The sequence below is a fragment of the Pseudomonas sp. nanlin1 genome, assembly GCF_045571515.1.
In the GTDB taxonomy this organism is placed as follows: Bacteria; Pseudomonadota; Gammaproteobacteria; order Pseudomonadales; family Pseudomonadaceae; genus Aquipseudomonas.
On sequence record NZ_CP124218.1, the window covers coordinates 421,592 to 438,750 of the forward strand.

Below are 17,159 nucleotides of genomic sequence, written 5' to 3' on the forward strand. Positions count from 1 at the left end.
ATAGAGGGGCCTTGAAGGCAGTCGGTACTGAGAATGGGAACGCCTGAAGGTTCAGGCGCTCTTGTCTATGAGAGATTTCTTCCGCGATGTCGGCGATGGGATTCTGTGCCGAATCGTCGCGTCCCCTTTCTGCGTAGGCCGGTGAGCGCTAGGCGATCTTTGTCTCGGCTGGAGTGGTTTTTGCCCCGGTTTTGTTGACATACGCTTCATCTGAAATAGCCGATCCTCACTTCCCAACATGGGATTTCACCTTGTGTGACGCAGGTCGTGACGCTATAGTGGGTGTGCGGGAAATAAGAGCAGGGCTCCGAGATCATCAGGCGAAATTGGATCTGGAGTGTGGATTGCACGGAGACGCCATCCGTGTGGTAGCGGCATCAGACTTCGGTCTGTTGGCATGTGACCCAGCCCTTCGGGGTTAGCTAAGCAAGCGCTGCGACTACCATCCCGCGTATTTTTTCAGTCAAGGGCGCTTTCTGGCGCCTTTGGCGTTTCTGGGATTTGAAAACCTTCAATCACTCCCACGGCCTTCCCGTTCGGCGCACGATTGCGATAAGCCGTCACCACGCTGTGGTAGAGCTGGTCATCGCCACTAGGCCATACCGCCAATACTGCGCAACCTTTGCGACCCCGAAGCACGATCAAGCGCTCATTCCCCTTCATCGAGTTGAACTCGCAAACAATGTTCGTGCCATGCACGATGATGTCGGACACAAAACGCGGTACGTCATAGACCGTTGGATAGCCCCACTTTACCAGGTCATGCCCACGCTCTTGCCAGATGTGGCGTACACCGAAGCCTTTGTGGGGGCCGATGTGCTTGCCCGCCCTGAGGTAGATATCCCCGCCAGGCTGCTGTAACAATTGGCTGGTGACTTTTACCAATCCCCAGGATTCCAGGCCTGTGGACGGGTGAGCAATATTGAAATCTTCGTGATGGTTGAACTCAACCGTCTGGGAAATTTGTGTTTGCAGGGTCAAGAGCTCGGGGGCAAGGCCCCCTCCTACGGTTGGCGACATATTCGATGCATGTGTCGCTGATCGTAGGAGGAGGCCTTGCCCCCGAGCTCTTGCCCTTCACCACCCCCTAATGCCCATGACTACGCCCCACATGGGAAGCCTCCCCGTCGGGCGCCGTGACCGCGCCGCTGACTTCCAGCTGTTGCAGGATCGCGCAATGGCTGTCGGCGTTGTCGGGGCTGCAGCGCTGGCGCAGGTCCAATAACTGTTGCTGCAAGTCGACCAGGCCGTCGATGCGTGCCTTGACGTGGTGGATGTGCTCGTCGATCAGGGTATTGACGCTTTGGCATTGGTCCTGCGGGCTGTCGCGCAGGTTCAACAGGCTGCGGATCTCTTCCAGGGTCATGTCCAGCGTGCGGCAGTTGCGGATGAACGTCAGCCGTTCGACGTGGGCCTGGGTGTACAGCCGGTAGTTACCGTCGCTGCGTGACGGTGCAGGCAGGAGTTGCTCACGCTCGTAATAGCGGATGGTTTCCACCGGGCAGTCGGTAGCTTTGGCCAGTTCACCGATTTTCATCATGACGCCTCTAGAAGAAGATGCTTGACCCTATAGTGGCTACAGGGTGTTCACTTGGCAACAGGCACTCTTCAGGAATCTTGTTCATGGGTCATCCTTCTAGCCATTCCCCCAGCGACGCACACGATCACGCTGCGCACAGCTGCTGTAGCCATGGGGCTGCGGCGCCCGCCCAGGTCCAATTGACCGACGCCCCGAGTGCCGACGCCACTTTGAGCCTGTTTCGCATCCAGCAGATGGACTGCCCGACCGAACAGACCTTGATCCAGAACCGCCTGGGCAAGCTGGACGGCGTGCAGCAACTGGAATTCAACCTGATCAATCGCGTGCTGGGGGTGCGCCATGTGCTGGCCGACACGCAGCCGATCGTCAGTGCTATCGAATCCTTGGGCATGAGTGCCGAGGCGATGCAGGCAGGCGACGCCCAGGCGGCCCCGGCGGCTGTGGCCAAGCCCTGGTGGCCGCTGGCGCTGTCGGGTGTAGCGGCGTTCGCTGCCGAAGCGCTGCATTTGTCGGGGCTGGCGCCCACCTGGCTGATCGCCCTGGTTGCCTTGGTGGCCATCGTTAGCTGTGGGCTGACCACGTATAAAAAGGGTTGGATCGCCCTGAAGAACTTCAACCTGAACATCAATGCGCTGATGAGCATCGCGGTCACCGGTGCCGTTCTGATCGGCCAGTGGCCCGAGGCGGCCATGGTGATGTTTCTGTTTACGGTCGCTGAGCTGATCGAAGCGAAGTCCCTCGACCGTGCGCGCAACGCCCTTAGCGGCCTGATGAAATTGGCCCCGGACACCGCCACGGTGCAGCAGGCCGACGGCCGCTGGCTGGAGCAGGGGGTCGAGACCATCGAACTGGGCGCGCTGTTGCGGGTGCGGCCTGGCGAGCGCATCGGCCTGGACGGCGAAGTGGTGAGCGGCCAATCTAGTGTCGATCAGGCGCCGATTACCGGCGAAAGCCTGCCAGTGGAGAAGGCTACGGGCGATAAAGTGTTTGCCGGCACTATCAACCAGGCCGGCAGCCTGGAGTACCGCGTCACTGCTGCGGCGGGGCACTCAACGCTGGCGCGGATCATCCATGCCGTGGAGCAGGCGCAAGGCGCGCGGGCACCGACCCAGCGTTTTGTGGACCGTTTTTCGCGAGTATATACCCCTGCGGTGTTTCTGATCGCGGTGCTGGTCGCTTTGGTGCCGCCGCTGTACAGCGGCTTGCCCTGGTTCGATTGGGTCTACCGGGCTTTGGTCCTGCTGGTGGTGGCCTGCCCGTGTGCGCTGGTGATTTCCACCCCCGTGACCATCGTCAGCGGGCTCACCGCAGCGGCGCGCCGGGGCATCTTGATCAAGGGCGGCGTGTATCTGGAAAGCGGCCATCGCCTGAAGGTGATCGCGTTGGACAAAACCGGCACGCTGACCTACGGCAAGCCGGTCCAGACTGATTTCCTGGCGCTGGCCCCTGAGTTCGCAGCGCAGGCGCAGGCACTCGCCGCCAGCCTTGCCGAGCGCTCCGACCACCCGGTATCGCGCGCCATTGCTCAGGCCTTGCCCGATGCGCCCCGCGCGCCGGTGGATGCATTCAACGCGCTGCCCGGGCGTGGCGTGAGTGGCATCGTCGATGGCAAGCTCTACCATCTGGGCAATCATCGCCTGGTGGAAGAGCTGGGCCTGTGTTCCGCCGCGCTGGAAACTCAGCTCGACGCGTTCGAGCAGCAAGGTAAAACCGTGGTGCTGTTGCTGAACGCCAACGGCCCGCTGGCGCTCTTCGCGGTTGCCGACACGGTCAAGGACAGCAGCCGTGAGGCCATCGCTCAGTTGCATGCCATGGGCGTAGAGACGCTGATGCTCACCGGCGACAACCCCCATACCGCCGCCGCCATTGCCGCGCAGGTCGGGATTGACCGGGCGCAAGGCAATCTGCTCCCGGAAGACAAGCTAAAAGCGATCGAAACGCTGGTGGCCAGCGGGCGTAAAGTCGGCATGGTCGGTGATGGCATCAACGACGCCCCGGCCCTGGCCCGCGCCGACATTGGCTTTGCTATGGCCGCCGCCGGGACCGACACGGCGATTGAAACCGCCGATGTGGCCCTGATGGATGACGATTTGCGCAAAATTCCGGCGTTCATTCGTTTGTCGCGGCAGACTCGGGCGATCCTCTTACAGAACATCAGCTTGGCGCTGGGCATCAAGGCCGTGTTCCTGCTGTTCACCTTTGCCGGGATGGCAACCTTGTGGATGGCGGTATTCGCCGACATGGGCGTGAGCTTGCTGGTGGTGTTCAACGGCATGCGGTTGTTGCGCAAGGTTTAAGGGGGCGGGGCCATTTGGCCCCAAGCCGTTTAAAGCAACGCGTCGATCTGTTCTTGCCGTTCGCTGTCGTTCAGTTTCGCCTTGGGGTTCAACGATGACCACTGCGGGTGCGCGCGGGCCTTGCTCAAGGCGGGTGGGAGTTTGCCTTCGCGCCAGGTTTTGTCTTGGGGCATTGCCACCTCGATGCTGCCGATGGCGGCATGGCCGCGGCTTTCCAGCGCCTTGAGCAGTTGCCCTTGGCGCAGGGCGAGCAGGCGCAGTACGCTGTCGTCCACGGTCAATTCGCGCTCGCCTTTGAGCTTGCCCATCAAGCGCCCGCCATAGCCCCGCGCGGTTTGTAGCGCGCCGCCGGCAATGGCGCCGGCCAAGGCCGCCATGCCCAGTGTCAGGCCGCCGACCAACAAGTCGACCCCCGCGCCCGCCGCAGCGCCGGCGGCAACCCCACCGCCCACTCGCACCCCTAGCAGTTTCAGGGTTTCCGGGTTGAACAGGTCGTCACCCCAGCGCCCGTCCAGCAGGGGCAAGGCGCTGGCGGTGGCGTCGTCCAGGCCAAAGGCATACAGCTTGAGCAAGGCTTCAACACAGCGTTGTTCGCGCTGGCGAATGGCCTGATGCAGGGCTTCGATGGCGGGTTGCACGGCGTCGTTGGGCACGCTGCGGCGGCAGGCGGCGCAGTCGATCAACAGCTCGGCGATCAGCCGCTTGGCGCTGTGTTGGCGCGCCGCCTTTTGTTGCTGCTGGTCTTCGATCAAACGCTGCAGGCTGTCACGGCTGTGCTCCAGCAACAAAGCCAGGCTTTCATAGAGGCGCTTTTCGCCGTCTTCGGGGGGCGCCACGCTGTCAAAGCGCACCAGGGCATGCAGCCCCAGGCGCGCCAAGGCGTCGCGCCATTCGGTTTCACGGTGCTGGGCGCTGGCCACGAAATTGAGCACCGGCAATAAGGGTTTTCCGCAGCCGGCGAGCACTTCCAGTTCATCGCGGTACTTGGCCAACACCGGTTCGCGCGCGTCGATCACATACAGGCCGGCATCGCTGGCCATCAGCTGGCGCAGCACCTTGGCTTCCTGCTCGAAGCGTTGGCGCGATTCTGGGCCTTGCAGGAATCGCGCGAGCCGGGCGGGCCCGTCGAGGCGTTCACCGGGGCGCTCCAAGCGTTCGAGGTAGTCGAGCAGGGCGATGGCGTCTTCCAAGCCCGGGGTGTCGTACAGCTCGAGCAACGCCTGGCCGTCTACCGAAAGCCGCGCGCCCTCCACATGGCGGGTCGTGCTCGGGCGATGGGACACTTCGCCGAAGCCGATGTCGCGGGTCAGGGTGCGCAGCAGTGACGTTTTACCGACGTTGGTATGGCCCACCAAGGCTAGTGTCAGAGGCTTAGTCATGGGCGCTGTCCAACCAGGCAATGGGGTTTTCTTCGCCATAGGGCAATTGCAGTTGGCTCAAGGCCTCGTGCCAATCACCCAGGCGTTGCGGGTCTAGGCTATGCCCGGCGGGCGCAGGCACCAGCCACACGCGCGTGGCGGCGGCACTGCGCGCCAGCTCGGCGATTAGCGCCAGGCTGCCGCGGTCCGGCGAGCGTTGCGGGTCGCAGGCAATCGCCAGGCGCGCCGGGGGGAAGCGGCTGAGTTGTTCGAGCAAGTGGTTGCGCGACTCGCGGCTGTCGAGCACCCCTGCATCGCTGACCGAGGCAGGCAATGCCGGCGGCCAGGTGCGTTGCGGGTCCAATTCAATGGCCACCAATAGAGCGCCATTACTGTGCCCGGTGGTCACGCTGGTTTGCACGCCAGGCAAATGCGCCGGGGCGGCGTCGCTGACACCCAGGCGTTCGCTGCTAGGCATCAGACGTTCACGCAAGGCGCTGTAACCGGGCAGCTTGAGGTCCAAGTCGAGGCGCGCCTGGCCGCGACGCCAGCGCCATAGGCAGAGCGCCGCCAGTAACAGGCGGGGGAGGATGCCATACACCAGCAATACCCCGACCAGCCAACCGGCCCAGGCCTGGCGCGCTACCTCAAGGTTGACGGCAGTGTCCCCGCTGGCGCGGATCATGCCGCTGTCCGGCGTGCTGAAGCCGAACACCCCCGGCAGCGCACCCAGGGCTTGGGTCAGGGCGACAAAGGTGTCGGCGCCGAGAATGGTGGTCTCCCAGACAAAACCGTAGCGCCGGGTGGCCAATAGCAACAGCAGGGTGACCATCGCACTGAGCAATGCCAGCAACCAGAGGCCATTGACCAAGCTGCCGATCACCCAGCGGTTGAGCCGCTGCCGTTGTAGCAACAGCACCAGCGCCGGGCCCAGATGGGCGGCTTGAGCATCGCGTGCCAGTTTGCCACTGAGCCATAACCACAGCCGGCCCAGGCCTGCAGGCGTTTCACCGGTGAGCAACAGGCCCACGGCCCAACTCAGCAGCAGTAACAGGTTCAAACCCAGCAAGCTGCCCAGCGCCCAGAATACGTTCACCGGGCGCAGGCCATCCCCCAGTGCCGCCATGGCCAGGCCGGCGCCGCTGAACAGCGCCACTACCGCCAGGAGCAACAGGGCTAGGCGGGCGCCCTGGGCCCAACGGGCCAAAGCGTGGCGTTGGCCATCGCGTTCGGCCAGAAACACCGCGCGGTGGCGAATGCGTTGCGCCAGGTCGCCGCCGTGCTGGCGCGCCTGGCGGTTGGCTTCGAGGTCTTCTAGCGGGCCGGCCTGTTCTTCGCGCAGGCGGATGGCTTCGGTCAGCCACAAGGAGTGCAGGGCATTCGGTTCGGTCACATAAGCATCCATTGGTCTGGTCAGCCTTGGAGCATAACCCAAGGCGGCTCTGGTATTCTTTCACCCATGAAGACATCACTACCACTGAGCCTGATCGCCGCCCTGGCTCGCAACCGAGTCATCGGCGTCGACAACAGCATGCCCTGGCATCTGCCTGGGGATTTCAAATACTTTAAAGCCACGACCCTGGGCAAGCCGATCATCATGGGCCGCAAGACCTGGGACTCCATCGGCCGGCCGTTGCCCGGGCGCTTGAACCTGGTGGTCAGCCGCCAGCCGGGTCTGCTGCTGGAAGGGGCCGAGGTACTGGATTCTCTGGACGCTGCCGTACACCGGGCTGAAGCCTGGGCGCGGGCCAATGGTGCCCAGGAGGTCATGTTGATCGGCGGTGCGCAGCTGTATGAACAGGCCCTGCCGCACGCCCAGCGTCTTTACCTGACCCGTGTCGATCTGGAACCTGCCGGTGACGCCTGGTTTCCTGCGTTCGACGAGCGGCTTTGGCAGTGTGTCAGTAGCCAAGCCAACCCGGCGCTTGCACAAGCACCGGGCTATGCGTTCGAGGTGTGGGAGCGGGCCTGAGCTATCAGGCCTTGGCCAAGTCGGCGTGATCGTCGCTGTCCATCACGGCTTGATCGGTCTGCTTCATCCAGCGGCTGGTCAGCGTGCCCGCCGTCATCGAGCCGCTGACGTTGAGAGCGGTCCGGCCCATGTCGATCAAAGGCTCCACCGAGATCAACAGCGCCACCAGCGTGACCGGTAAGCCCATGGCCGGCAACACGATCAAAGCCGCGAAAGTAGCGCCGCCGCCGACGCCCGCCACACCCGCCGAACTCAGGGTGACAATCCCCACTAATGTGGCGATCCACAGTGGGTCAAGTGGGTTGATGCCGACCGTGGGCGCGACCATCACCGCCAGCATCGCCGGGTAGAGGCCTGCGCAGCCGTTCTGGCCGATGGTTGCGCCAAACGAGGCGGCGAAGCTGGCAATGGCGTGGGGCGTGCCCAGGCGCTGGGTTTGCGCTTCGATACTGAGCGGAATGGTCGCGGCGCTGGAGCGGCTGGTGAAGGCGAAGGTCAGCACCGGCCATACCTTGCGGAAAAACCGCAGGGGGTTGATGCCCGCCGCGCTTAACAGCAGGCCATGAACCACGAACATCAGGGCCAGGCCCAAGTACGACACCACCACGAAGCTACCGAGCTTGAGAATGTCCTGCACGTTCGAGTTGGCGACCATCTTGGCCATAAGCGCCATGACGCCATAGGGCGTCAGCTTGATCACCAGCCGCACCAGGCGCATGACCCAGGCTTGCAGAATGTCGATGGCCCCGACCACTTTCGCGCCCTTTTCGCTGTCGTCCTTGAGCAACTGCAAAGCCGCTACCCCCATGAACGCGGCGAAGATCACCACGCTGATGATCGAGGTGGGCTTGGCCCGGGCGAGGTCAGCGAAAGGGTTCTGCGGGATAAACGACAACAGCAATTGCGGCACGTTGAGGTCTGCCACCTTACCCGCGTAGTCGTTTTGAATGGTTTGCAGGCGGGCCGTTTCCTGGGTGCCGGCAACCAGGCCTTCGGCGGTGAGGCCGAACAGGTTGGTCAGGGCGATACCGATCAAGGCAGCGATCAGGGTGGTGAACAGCAGGGTGCCAATGGTCAGGAAGCTGATCTTGCCCAGCGACGACGCATTGTGCAGCCGCGCCACGGCACTGAGTATCGAAGCGAACACCAAGGGTATGACGATCATCTGCAGCAATTGCACGTAACCGCTGCCCACCAGGTCGAGCCAGCTCAAGGTGCTTTTAACCATCGGCTGGCCCGCGCCGTAGATCCCCTGCAACGCCGCCCCGTACGCCACGCCCAACGCCAGGCCGAGTAACACCTTCTTCGCCAGGCTCCACTGAGTATTACGGGTTTGCGCAAGCCCTAGTAGCAGGGCGACAAACACCAGGAGGTTGAAAAGCAGTGGCAGGTTCATACGGACTCCGAAGGGCGCAGCGCCAGTTAGCCGGCAAGCATATCACCTTGAATCCCATGACAATTAGATCGGCTGGGCCGGGTGATGGTCGTTTCTGGAATAACAGGGTGGCGTTTTTGCGATTATCCGTGGCGCAATCTGCCATTGCACCGTCGTCTGGGGCGCAGAATGTTCATCAAAATTTGTTACGGTGGGGTATTCACTAGGGGAGAACTGTCGATGAAACGTGCGCCTAAACTGCTTGCCGCTGCCTGGGGGCTGGCCTTGGCCGGTTCCGCTTTCGCCACCGATCTCAAGCATTGGCCGGAACCTGCCGCCAAGCAATTGAATGCCATGATCGCCGCCAACGCGAACAAGGGCCAGTACGCTGTGTTTGACATGGACAACACCAGCTATCGCTACGACCTGGAAGAGTCGCTGCTGCCCTTCATGGAAAACAAAGGCTTGTTGAGCCGGGAGAAACTCGACCCCTCGCTGAAGCTGATCCCGTTCAAAGACACCGCCGAGCATAAGGAAAGTTTGTTCAGCTACTACTACCGCCTGTGCGAAATCGACGACATGGTCTGCTACCCCTGGGTTGCTCAAGTGTTCTCGGGCTTCACCCTCAAAGAGCTCAAAGGCTATGTCGACGAATTGATGGCCTCGGGTAAACCCGTGCCCAGCACCTATTACGACGGTGACCAGGTGAAAAGCATCGAGGTCGAGCCGCCACGGGTTTTCACCGGCCAGGCAGAGCTGTACAACAAGCTGATGGAGAACGGCATCGAGGTGTATGTGATCACCGCCGCTTCGGAAGAACTGGTGCGCATGGTCGCTTCTGATCCCAAGTACGGTTACAACGTCAAACCGCAAAACGTGATCGGCGTAAGCATGCTGCTCAAAGACCGCAAGAGCGGTGAGCTGACCACGGCCCGCAAGCAGATTACCGCCGGGAAATACGACGAAAAGGCCAACCTGGGCCTGGAGTTGACGCCCTATCTGTGGACGCCAGCCACTTGGATGGCCGGCAAGCAGGCGGCGATCCTGACCTACATCGATGAATGGAAAAAACCCGTGCTGGTCGGCGGCGATACCCCCACCAGCGACGGTTTTATGCTGTTCCACGGCGTCGACGTGAGCAAAGGCGGGGTGCACCTGTGGATCAACCGCAAAGCCAAATACATGGACCAGCTCAACGGCATGATCGCCAAGCATGCCGCCGCTCAGGCCAAAGAAGGTCTGCCGGTGACCGCCGACAAGAACTGGGTGGTGGTCAAGCCTGAGGACATTCAGTAAAGGCGCAAAGGTCGGGGCCAACGCCCCGACCCGACTGCTTTAAATCCTGAAGCTGCCCACCAGATGCTTCAACCGGCTAACCTGCTGTTCCAGGTCAGTACAGGCATGCAAGGTGGACTGTAGGTTTTCCACGCCTTCCTGGTTCAAGGTGTTGATCTCGGTGATGTCCATGTTGATCGCCTCCACCACCGCCGTTTGCTCTTCGGTTGCGGTGGCGACCGACTGGTTCATGCCGTCGATTTCGCCGATACGCTGGGTGACGCTGCCCAGGCGTTCACCGGCCTGGTTGGCAATGCCGACACTCTGCTCGCTCTGAGCCTGGCTCTCGGTCATGGTGCCCACGGCCTGACGTGCGCCCTGTTGCAATTCTTCGATCAATTTTTGCACTTGCTGCGCCGAGTCCTGGGTGCGGTGCGCCAGGTTGCGCACCTCGTCCGCCACCACCGCAAAACCGCGGCCGGCTTCCCCGGCTCGGGCAGCCTCGATGGCCGCGTTGAGTGCCAGCAGGTTGGTTTGCTGCGAGATGCTGGTGATGACCTCGAGAATTTGCCCGATGTTCACCGTGTTGGCATTCAGTGTTTCGATGTTAGTGCACGAGTCGCTGATGCGGCTCGACAGTTGCCCCATCACCTCGATGGTCTGGTTGACCACCTGTTGGCCCTGTTCGGCCAGGCTGCGTGCGGCGCTGGAGTGTTGCGAGGCCAGGGCGGCGTTCTGCGCGATTTCCTGGGCGGCCGCCCCCAGTTCGTTGATCGCAGCGGCCACGCTGTTGGTGCGGTTGGCCTGTTGGTCCGAGTTGAGCATGGACGAATTGGAAGCACTCACCACCCGCTGCGCCACTTCGCTGACTTGCCCGGTGGCGGAGGAAACTTCACGGATGGATTCATGAATGCGCTCGACGAAGCGGTTGAACGACAGCGCCAGGGTGCCGAACTCGTCATGCCCATGGATCACCAGGCGACGCGTCAGGTCACCTTCGCCTTCGGCGATGTCGTGCATGGCGCGGCCCATGACGTGCAGGGGTTGCATCAACACGCGAATCAGCAGGCCCAGCAGCGCAATGATAATGATCACTGCGATGACCGTGGCGACAATGGCTGAAGTGCGGAACTCGCTCAGCATGGAAAACGCGGCGTCTTTGTCCAGCGCCAGCGCGACATACCAGTCGGCCGACTGCACGCCGTCGACATGGGTAAAAGACAGAAACTGTTGCTTGCCATCGATGGTGACTTCTTTCACCCCGGGCGAAATCTGCGGCGCGCCTTGTGGGTAAGCTTCGGCCAGGGTCTTGAGAACCAGCTTGCTGTCGGGGTGGATCAGGATCTTGCCTTGGGCGCTGACGATAAACGCGTGGCCGTGGCCGCCGAAATTCAGCGAGTTGATGATGGCGCTGATGCTCGACAGGTCGATATCGGCCCCTGCTACGCCGATGAACTGCTTCTCATGCTGGACCGGGCTGGCCACCGTGACCACCAACTTGCCTGACGAGGCCGCGATATAGGGCTCGGTGACGATGGTTTGTTGCGCGGCCACGGCCGCCTTGAACCAGCCTCGGACGCGCGGGTCATAGTCGGCCGGGCGGTTGCCGGCGGGCACCGAATACATCACGCCATTTTGCCCGCCGAAGTAGGTGAGCTGGAAGTTGCTGGTATACGCCGGCAGGCCTACGCTGCGGCTCAGGCTCGGGGCGGCGTCACCGTCCACGGCCACTTGCTGAGCCAGCGATTGCAGCAGTTGGATACGGCTATTGAGCCACGTCTGGATGTTGCTGGTGGTCAGGCTGCCGAGCTCCTGCATCGACGACTCGGTGTTGTGGCGCAGGGTCTGGCGTTGCCGGTAGTCGTTGAAGGCAATGAAGCAGGTGAACGCGACGGCCACCACAAGGGCGGCAGCCAGCAGAATTTTGTGGCTGAATTTCAGGTTGTTCATCATCTGCAGGTCTGTCCGCAAGGTCGATCTGGGGGAAGTTTTGCAGATCTTGTGTCGGCGGCCAGGTCGGAAAGATTAATCCAATCGGCTAGGCGGCGCTCTAACTCGGGCCTTGGTACAAATCCACGGGTAGCCTGGGAACCCGAGGTAGGATTTCGATTCCAACGCACGGGTGGGCAACCGCCTTACCTATGCCCAGGAGTGATTCCAGATGTCGTTGCGTTCGATAGCCGTATTGTCGTTATGCGTACTGTTGGTGGCCTGCAACAAGGTCAATCAGGAAAACTACGCCAAGCTCAAGGCCGGCATGAGCCGCGCCGAAGTCGAGCAACTGCTGGGCACGCCCACCGACTGCTCCGGGGCGCTGGGCATGGCCAGCTGCACATGGGGCGACAAAGACAGCTTTATCAGCGTCCAGTACGCCAGCGACAACGTGCTGCTGTATTCCGGGCAGGGCTTGAAATGATCAGAGGCAGAACGCTAATAGGGCTGGCCGCCGCTGTTATCGCCGGGTTAGCCCTGGCGGCCTGTGCCACTCGGGACGACGGCGCGCCCCCGCCGAAGACCGAGGGTCAGGTCGACCTCAAGCGCTACACCGGCACCTGGTATGAATTGGCGCGCATGCCCATGTTCTTTCAGCGCAATTGCGTGCAATCCGAGGCCCATTACACCGTCAAAGGCGACGGTAACCTTGGCGTGCTAAACCGTTGCCGCACCAGCGCCGGTGACTGGCAAGAGGCGATCGGCACCGCGACCCCCCAAGGGCCGGGCGTGACGGACAAGCTGTCGGTAGAGTTCGATAACTGGTTCTCGCGCTTGCTGCCGGGCGTTGCCAAAGGTGACTATTGGATCTTGGCCATCGATGACCATTACCGCACCGCCGTCGTGGGCAGCCCCACGCGCAAATACTTGTGGTTGCTGTCGCGTACGCCCAAGGTTAGCAGCGCCGTGCGCGAGCAGCTGCTGGCCAAGGCGCGCGAACAGGGCTATGACACTTCGCGCCTGATCTGGCGTGGTGCCGATTCGGAAATTGGCCAGTAGCGCCCTTGCTTGTTAGTCGATAGGCAACGCCGTGCTGGCCCGTTAGACTTTGCCTTGCCCCGCCGCCGCGACGCGGCTTAACCACCGACCAAGGAACGCCTGTGCCAACCCAGCCCACTGCCACTCGGGATGAAAGCCCGGCGCCGCTGTATGCGCGCGTCAAGCAGATGATCGGTCGGGAGATCCTCACAGGCAACTGGCCTCCCCACCATCGCGTGCCTTCGGAGAGCGAGTTGGTGGCGCAGTTGGGCTTTAGCCGCATGACCATCAACCGGGCGCTGCGCGAACTGACCGCCGAAGGGCTCTTGGTGCGCATGCAGGGGGTCGGCACCTTTGTCGCTGAGCCGAAAACCCGCTCGGCGCTGTTCGAGGTGCATAACATTGCCGACGAGATCGCCGCGCGCGGGCACCGCCATACGTGCCAGGTGGTGCTTTTGAATGAAGAGCCTGCTGGCCCGCAGCGCGCCGTGGCGCTGAATCTGCGCGAGGGGCAGCGGGTCTATCATTCGGTGATCGTCCACTACGAAGACGGCGAGCCCCTGCAAATCGAGGACCGTTACGTCAATGCCCAGGCCGCGCCGCATTACCTGGAGCAGGACTTCACCCTGCAGACCCCTTATGCCTACTTGTCCAAGGTCGCGCCGTTGACCGAAGGTGAGCACGTGGTGGAAGCGATCTTGGCAGACCCCGAAGAGTGCCGCCTGTTGCAGATAAACCCCAACGAGCCGTGCCTGCTGATCCGCCGCCGGACGTGGTCCGGCCGCCAGCCAGTGACCGCCGCGCGTTTGATCCACCCAGGCTCCAGGCACCGCCTGGAAGGCCGCTTCGGCAACTGAGTGGTAAGCGTGCGGCACCTGCGTGGTGCGCCGGGGTCTCACGGTATCCATCCTGTTTCATGGCCCATGAGAACCGCCTATGTTTCCCGATAGCCTGACCTTCTCGATTGCGGACTGGATCAACGCAGCAGTCGACAAACTAGTGGGCCAGTACGGCGATGCGCTGCGCCAGGTGTCCGACACCTTGCTGTGGGCCCTGATGGGCTTGGAAGGGCTCTTGCGCATGACGCCCTGGTGGTTGCTACTGCTGGTAGTGGGGGGTATTGCCTGGCATGCCACGCGCCGTTGGTTAAGTGCTGTGCTGATCGTCGCTTTGCTTTTTCTGGTGGGCGCCGTGGGCTTGTGGGACAAGCTCATGCAGACCCTGGCCTTGATGCTGGTGGCGACCACCTTGTCGGTGTGTATTGGCATCCCCCTGGGTATTCTCGCCGCCCGCAGTCGGCGCTTGCGCGCGGTGATGATGCCGCTGCTCGACATCATGCAAACGCTGCCTACTTTCGTTTACCTGATTCCGGTATTGATGCTGTTTGGCCTGGGCAAAGTCCCGGCCATTTTTGCCACCGTTATCTACGCCGTGGCACCTTTGATACGCTTGACCGACCTGGGGATCCGTCAGGTCGACCGCGAGGTCATGGAGGCGGTTAACGCCTTCGGCGCCAATCCCTGGCAACAATTGTTCGGCGTACAACTGCCCCTGGCGCTGCCCAGCATTATGGCCGGGGTGAACCAGACGACCATGATGTCGCTGTCCATGGTGGTAATTGCCTCGATGATCGGCGCCCGTGGGCTGGGCGAGGATGTCCTGGTGGGCATTCAGACCCTCAACGTTGGCCGCGGCCTGGAGGCCGGGCTGGCCATCGTGGTCTTGGCTGTGGTCATCGACCGCATTACCCAGGCTTATGGTCGGCCACGCCGCGAGGTCAAGCCATGAGTGCTGCGAAGATCGTGGTCGAGGGCGTGTCGAAAGTCTTCGGCGCCCGCGCCGAGCAAGGTCTCGCGCTGTTACGGGCGGGCCATGACAAAGAGCAGATACTGGCCCAGACCGGCTGTGTGGTCGGGGTCGATGACCTGAGCCTGAGCGTGGCCAGCGGCGAGATTTTCGTGATCATGGGCCTCTCCGGCTCAGGCAAGTCGACCCTGGTGCGCCACCTGAACCGCTTGATCGACCCTTCTTGCGGTGACATCCGGGTCGATGGCGAAAGTATCCTGGGCTATGACATGAAGGCGTTGCGCGAGTACCGGCGGCATAAAGTCAGCATGGTGTTCCAGAACTTCGGTTTGCTGCCTCACCGCAGCGTGCTCGATAACGTCGCCTACGGCCTCAAGGTGCGTGGCCAGAGCAGCGCCCAATGCCGTGAGCGTGCCGCCCATTGGGTGAGCATGGTGGGCCTGGAGGGTTACGAACATGCCTGGCCCGACCAGCTTTCGGGCGGCATGCGCCAGCGGGTCGGCCTGGCCCGGGCGTTGGCCACCGACACCGACATCATTCTGATGGACGAAGCCTTCAGCGCACTCGACCCGTTAATCCGCGCCGAGATGCAGGACCAACTGCTCGACTTGCAGCAGCGTCTGCGCAAGACCATCGTGTTCATTACCCATGACCTTGACGAGGCCCTGCGTCTGGGTAACCGCATCGCCATTTTGCGCGCCGGCCGCCTGGTGCAAGTGGGCACGCCCGAGCAGATCCTACGAAACCCCGCAGACGATTACGTGGACCGCTTCGTTCAGCGTCGGTCCGTACCGGTTTGAAAGGCGGCGTTGGCCCCGGCGTTTTTAAAAAAACAGGGGGGTATGCGGCATAAGGCTATTCAGGTTTATGATGCGCCATAGCCTGACCAATACCCTACGGAGCGTGCGATGCAGACCTTGTACCCACAGATCAAACCTTACGCCAGGCACGATCTGGCCGTGGAAGAGCCGCATGTGCTGTATGTCGACGAGAGCGGTTCGCCAGAAGGCTTGCCTGTGTTGTTTATCCATGGCGGGCCCGGCGCGGGCTGCGATGGCGCCAGCCGCTGCTATTTCGACCCTAACCTGTACCGCATCATCACCTTCGACCAGCGCGGCTGTGGCCGTTCTACCCCCCATGCGAGCCTGGAAAACAACACCACCTGGCACCTGGTGCAGGACATGGAGCGGATTCGCGAACACCTGGGCATCGACAAATGGGTGCTGTTCGGCGGCTCCTGGGGCTCGACCCTGGCGCTGGCGTATGCCCAGACTCACCCTGAGCGCGTACATGGGCTGATCCTGCGCGGCATCTTTTTATGCCGCCCGCAAGAAATCCACTGGTTCTACCAGGCCGGCGCCAGCCGCATGTTCCCGGATTACTGGCAGGACTACCTGTCGCCCATCCCGGTGGATGAGCGTGACGACCTGCTCAAGGCGTTCCATAAACGTCTGACCGGGGCCGACCAGATCGCCCAAATGCATGCGGCCAAGGCCTGGTCAACTTGGGAAGGCCGTACGGCCACTCTGCGCCCCAACCCGTTGGTGGTCGACCGCTTCTCTGAACCGCAGCGGGCCCTCTCCATCGCGCGGATCGAATGCCATTACTTTATGAACAATGCCTTCCTGGAACCGAACCAGTTGATCCGCGATGTACCCCTGATCGCCCACCTGCCTGCCGTTATCGTGCACGGCCGTTACGACGTGATCTGCCCACTCGACAACGCCTGGGAGCTACACCAGGCTTGGCCGAACAGCGAGTTGCAGGTCATCCGTGATGCCGGGCACGCCGCTTCCGAGCCGGGTATCACTGACGCGTTAGTGCGCGCGGCCGACCAAATGGCTCGGCGCTTGCTGGACTTGCCGTTGGAGGAGGCGTGAAGGCACTGCTGCAGCGCGTCAGCGCAGCACGAGTCGAAGTCGCAGGCGAAGTGGTCGGGCAGATCGGCGTTGGCTTATTGGTATTGGTGGCGGTAGAACCCGACGATAACCCTGCCAGTGTCGACAAGTTGCTCCACAAGTTGCTCAACTATCGGGTATTCGCCGATGAGCACGGCAAGATGAACCTCTCGCTTACAGCTGTCGACGGCGGGTTATTGTTGGTGTCTCAGTTCACCCTGGCCGCTGACACCCAAAGCGGCCTGCGCCCCAGTTTCTCTCGGGCGGCACCGCCCGAGTTGGGGGCGCAGTTGTTCGACTACTTGGTGGCGCGTGCCAGCACGGTCCATCCAAGCGTTGCGACCGGGCGTTTTGGCGCTGATATGCAGGTCCATCTGGTCAACGATGGCCCTGTTACATTCATGCTACAAACATGAGCGGGCTGAAATGACTATTTACAGAAGAAAGCCGCCCTTTACGGCATAAATACTTTGTTTAACCTGATGCGTTGTGACGCGGCCTGCTAGATAATCGCGCGTTGTGGAAACCGGTGTTCACCAGTCCTTTTTTGTCCAGTTTGAGACGCGTCTGCCACCGCTTGGGGAATCATTGCGCCCTTTCGGAGTCGGAACAATGCTCGCCAACCTGGCAAACGAAAGCTGGCCGTTGGTTTATTGATCTGTTTTTCG

16 protein-coding genes and 1 pseudogene are annotated in these 17,159 nt (G+C 61.9%); 10 read left to right on the top strand and 7 right to left on the bottom strand.

Going from position 1 to position 17,159, the window contains the following annotated elements; translation table 11 throughout:
* Positions 1–459: 459 nt before the first annotated feature.
* Positions 460–1,020: a hypothetical protein gene (locus QCL65_RS01985; RefSeq protein ID WP_407314373.1), complete on the bottom strand. Its 561-nt coding sequence runs from the start codon at positions 1,018–1,020 to the stop codon at positions 460–462.
* A 67-nt stretch (positions 1,021–1,087) separates the two neighbouring features.
* The gene (gene cadR / locus QCL65_RS01990) at positions 1,088–1,537 is read right to left on the bottom strand and encodes a Cd(II)/Pb(II)-responsive transcriptional regulator (RefSeq protein ID WP_407316621.1); all 450 of its coding nucleotides are present in this window, start codon (positions 1,535–1,537) and stop codon (positions 1,088–1,090) included.
* 86 nt (positions 1,538–1,623) lie between these two features.
* Between cadR and QCL65_RS01995 the strand changes: the two genes are divergently transcribed.
* Positions 1,624–3,837 (top strand): heavy metal translocating P-type ATPase, encoded by a 2,214-nt coding sequence (locus tag QCL65_RS01995; RefSeq protein WP_407314375.1) that lies wholly within the window; start codon positions 1,624–1,626, stop codon positions 3,835–3,837.
* Between the two features lie 29 nt (positions 3,838–3,866).
* Here QCL65_RS01995 and QCL65_RS02000 read toward each other — a convergent pair whose 3' ends face one another.
* Together QCL65_RS02000 and QCL65_RS02005 are read right to left on the bottom strand one after the other, a co-directional pair.
* Positions 3,867–5,216 (bottom strand): GTPase/DUF3482 domain-containing protein, encoded by a 1,350-nt coding sequence (locus QCL65_RS02000; protein ID WP_407314377.1) that lies wholly within the window; start codon positions 5,214–5,216, stop codon positions 3,867–3,869.
* Positions 5,209–6,588, bottom strand: coding sequence for a DUF2868 domain-containing protein (locus QCL65_RS02005; RefSeq protein WP_407314379.1), 1,380 nt, complete (start codon positions 6,586–6,588; stop codon positions 5,209–5,211). The genes QCL65_RS02000 and QCL65_RS02005 overlap by 8 nt, the downstream gene beginning before the upstream one ends.
* Before the next feature lie 66 nt (positions 6,589–6,654).
* Here QCL65_RS02005 and folA point away from each other — a divergent pair, with 66 nt between their 5' ends.
* Positions 6,655–7,167: a type 3 dihydrofolate reductase gene (gene folA / locus QCL65_RS02010; RefSeq protein WP_407314381.1), complete on the top strand. Its 513-nt coding sequence runs from the start codon at positions 6,655–6,657 to the stop codon at positions 7,165–7,167.
* 4 nt (positions 7,168–7,171) lie between these two features.
* Here the strand turns inward: folA and QCL65_RS02015 are convergent, their stop codons facing one another.
* Entirely contained in the window at positions 7,172–8,563 is a 1,392-nt protein-coding gene (locus QCL65_RS02015; RefSeq protein WP_407314383.1) for an L-cystine transporter, read from the bottom strand.
* 219 nt (positions 8,564–8,782) lie between these two features.
* Here QCL65_RS02015 and QCL65_RS02020 point away from each other — a divergent pair, with 219 nt between their 5' ends.
* Positions 8,783–9,838: a haloacid dehalogenase-like hydrolase gene (locus tag QCL65_RS02020; protein WP_407314385.1), complete on the top strand. Its 1,056-nt coding sequence runs from the start codon at positions 8,783–8,785 to the stop codon at positions 9,836–9,838.
* A 39-nt stretch (positions 9,839–9,877) separates the two neighbouring features.
* Here QCL65_RS02020 and QCL65_RS02025 read toward each other — a convergent pair whose 3' ends face one another.
* Positions 9,878–10,642, bottom strand: a complete 765-nt coding sequence (locus QCL65_RS02025) for a methyl-accepting chemotaxis protein (RefSeq protein ID WP_407316623.1) — start codon at positions 10,640–10,642, stop codon at positions 9,878–9,880.
* Positions 10,643–10,732: 90 nt separating this feature from the next.
* A pseudogene (locus tag QCL65_RS02030) lies at positions 10,733–11,770 on the bottom strand (cache domain-containing protein); the annotation flags it as partial.
* Between the two features lie 208 nt (positions 11,771–11,978).
* Here QCL65_RS02030 and bamE point away from each other — a divergent pair.
* The 7 genes from bamE (at position 11,979) to dtd (ending at position 16,907) form a co-directional block, all read left to right on the top strand.
* Entirely contained in the window at positions 11,979–12,233 is a 255-nt protein-coding gene (bamE, locus tag QCL65_RS02035; RefSeq protein WP_407314387.1) for an outer membrane protein assembly factor BamE, read from the top strand.
* The gene (locus QCL65_RS02040; protein ID WP_407314389.1) at positions 12,230–12,808 is read left to right on the top strand and encodes a lipocalin family protein; all 579 of its coding nucleotides are present in this window, start codon (positions 12,230–12,232) and stop codon (positions 12,806–12,808) included. Before bamE ends, QCL65_RS02040 begins: the two co-directional genes overlap by 4 nt.
* Before the next feature lie 101 nt (positions 12,809–12,909).
* Positions 12,910–13,644 carry a histidine utilization repressor gene (hutC, locus tag QCL65_RS02045; protein WP_407314391.1) on the top strand — a complete coding sequence of 245 codons (735 nt, stop codon included), beginning with the start codon at positions 12,910–12,912 and terminating at the stop codon, positions 13,642–13,644.
* A gap of 79 nt (positions 13,645–13,723) precedes the next feature.
* Entirely contained in the window at positions 13,724–14,575 is an 852-nt protein-coding gene (locus tag QCL65_RS02050; protein ID WP_407314393.1) for an ABC transporter permease, read from the top strand.
* The gene (locus QCL65_RS02055) at positions 14,572–15,393 is read left to right on the top strand and encodes a glycine betaine/L-proline ABC transporter ATP-binding protein (protein ID WP_407314395.1); all 822 of its coding nucleotides are present in this window, start codon (positions 14,572–14,574) and stop codon (positions 15,391–15,393) included. Before QCL65_RS02050 ends, QCL65_RS02055 begins: the two co-directional genes overlap by 4 nt.
* Positions 15,394–15,501: 108 nt before the next feature.
* Entirely contained in the window at positions 15,502–16,473 is a 972-nt protein-coding gene (gene pip, locus QCL65_RS02060; protein WP_407314397.1) for a prolyl aminopeptidase, read from the top strand.
* Positions 16,470–16,907 (top strand): D-aminoacyl-tRNA deacylase, encoded by a 438-nt coding sequence (gene dtd, locus QCL65_RS02065; protein WP_407314399.1) that lies wholly within the window; start codon positions 16,470–16,472, stop codon positions 16,905–16,907. Before pip ends, dtd begins: the two co-directional genes overlap by 4 nt.
* Positions 16,908–17,159: the final 252 nt, after the last annotated feature.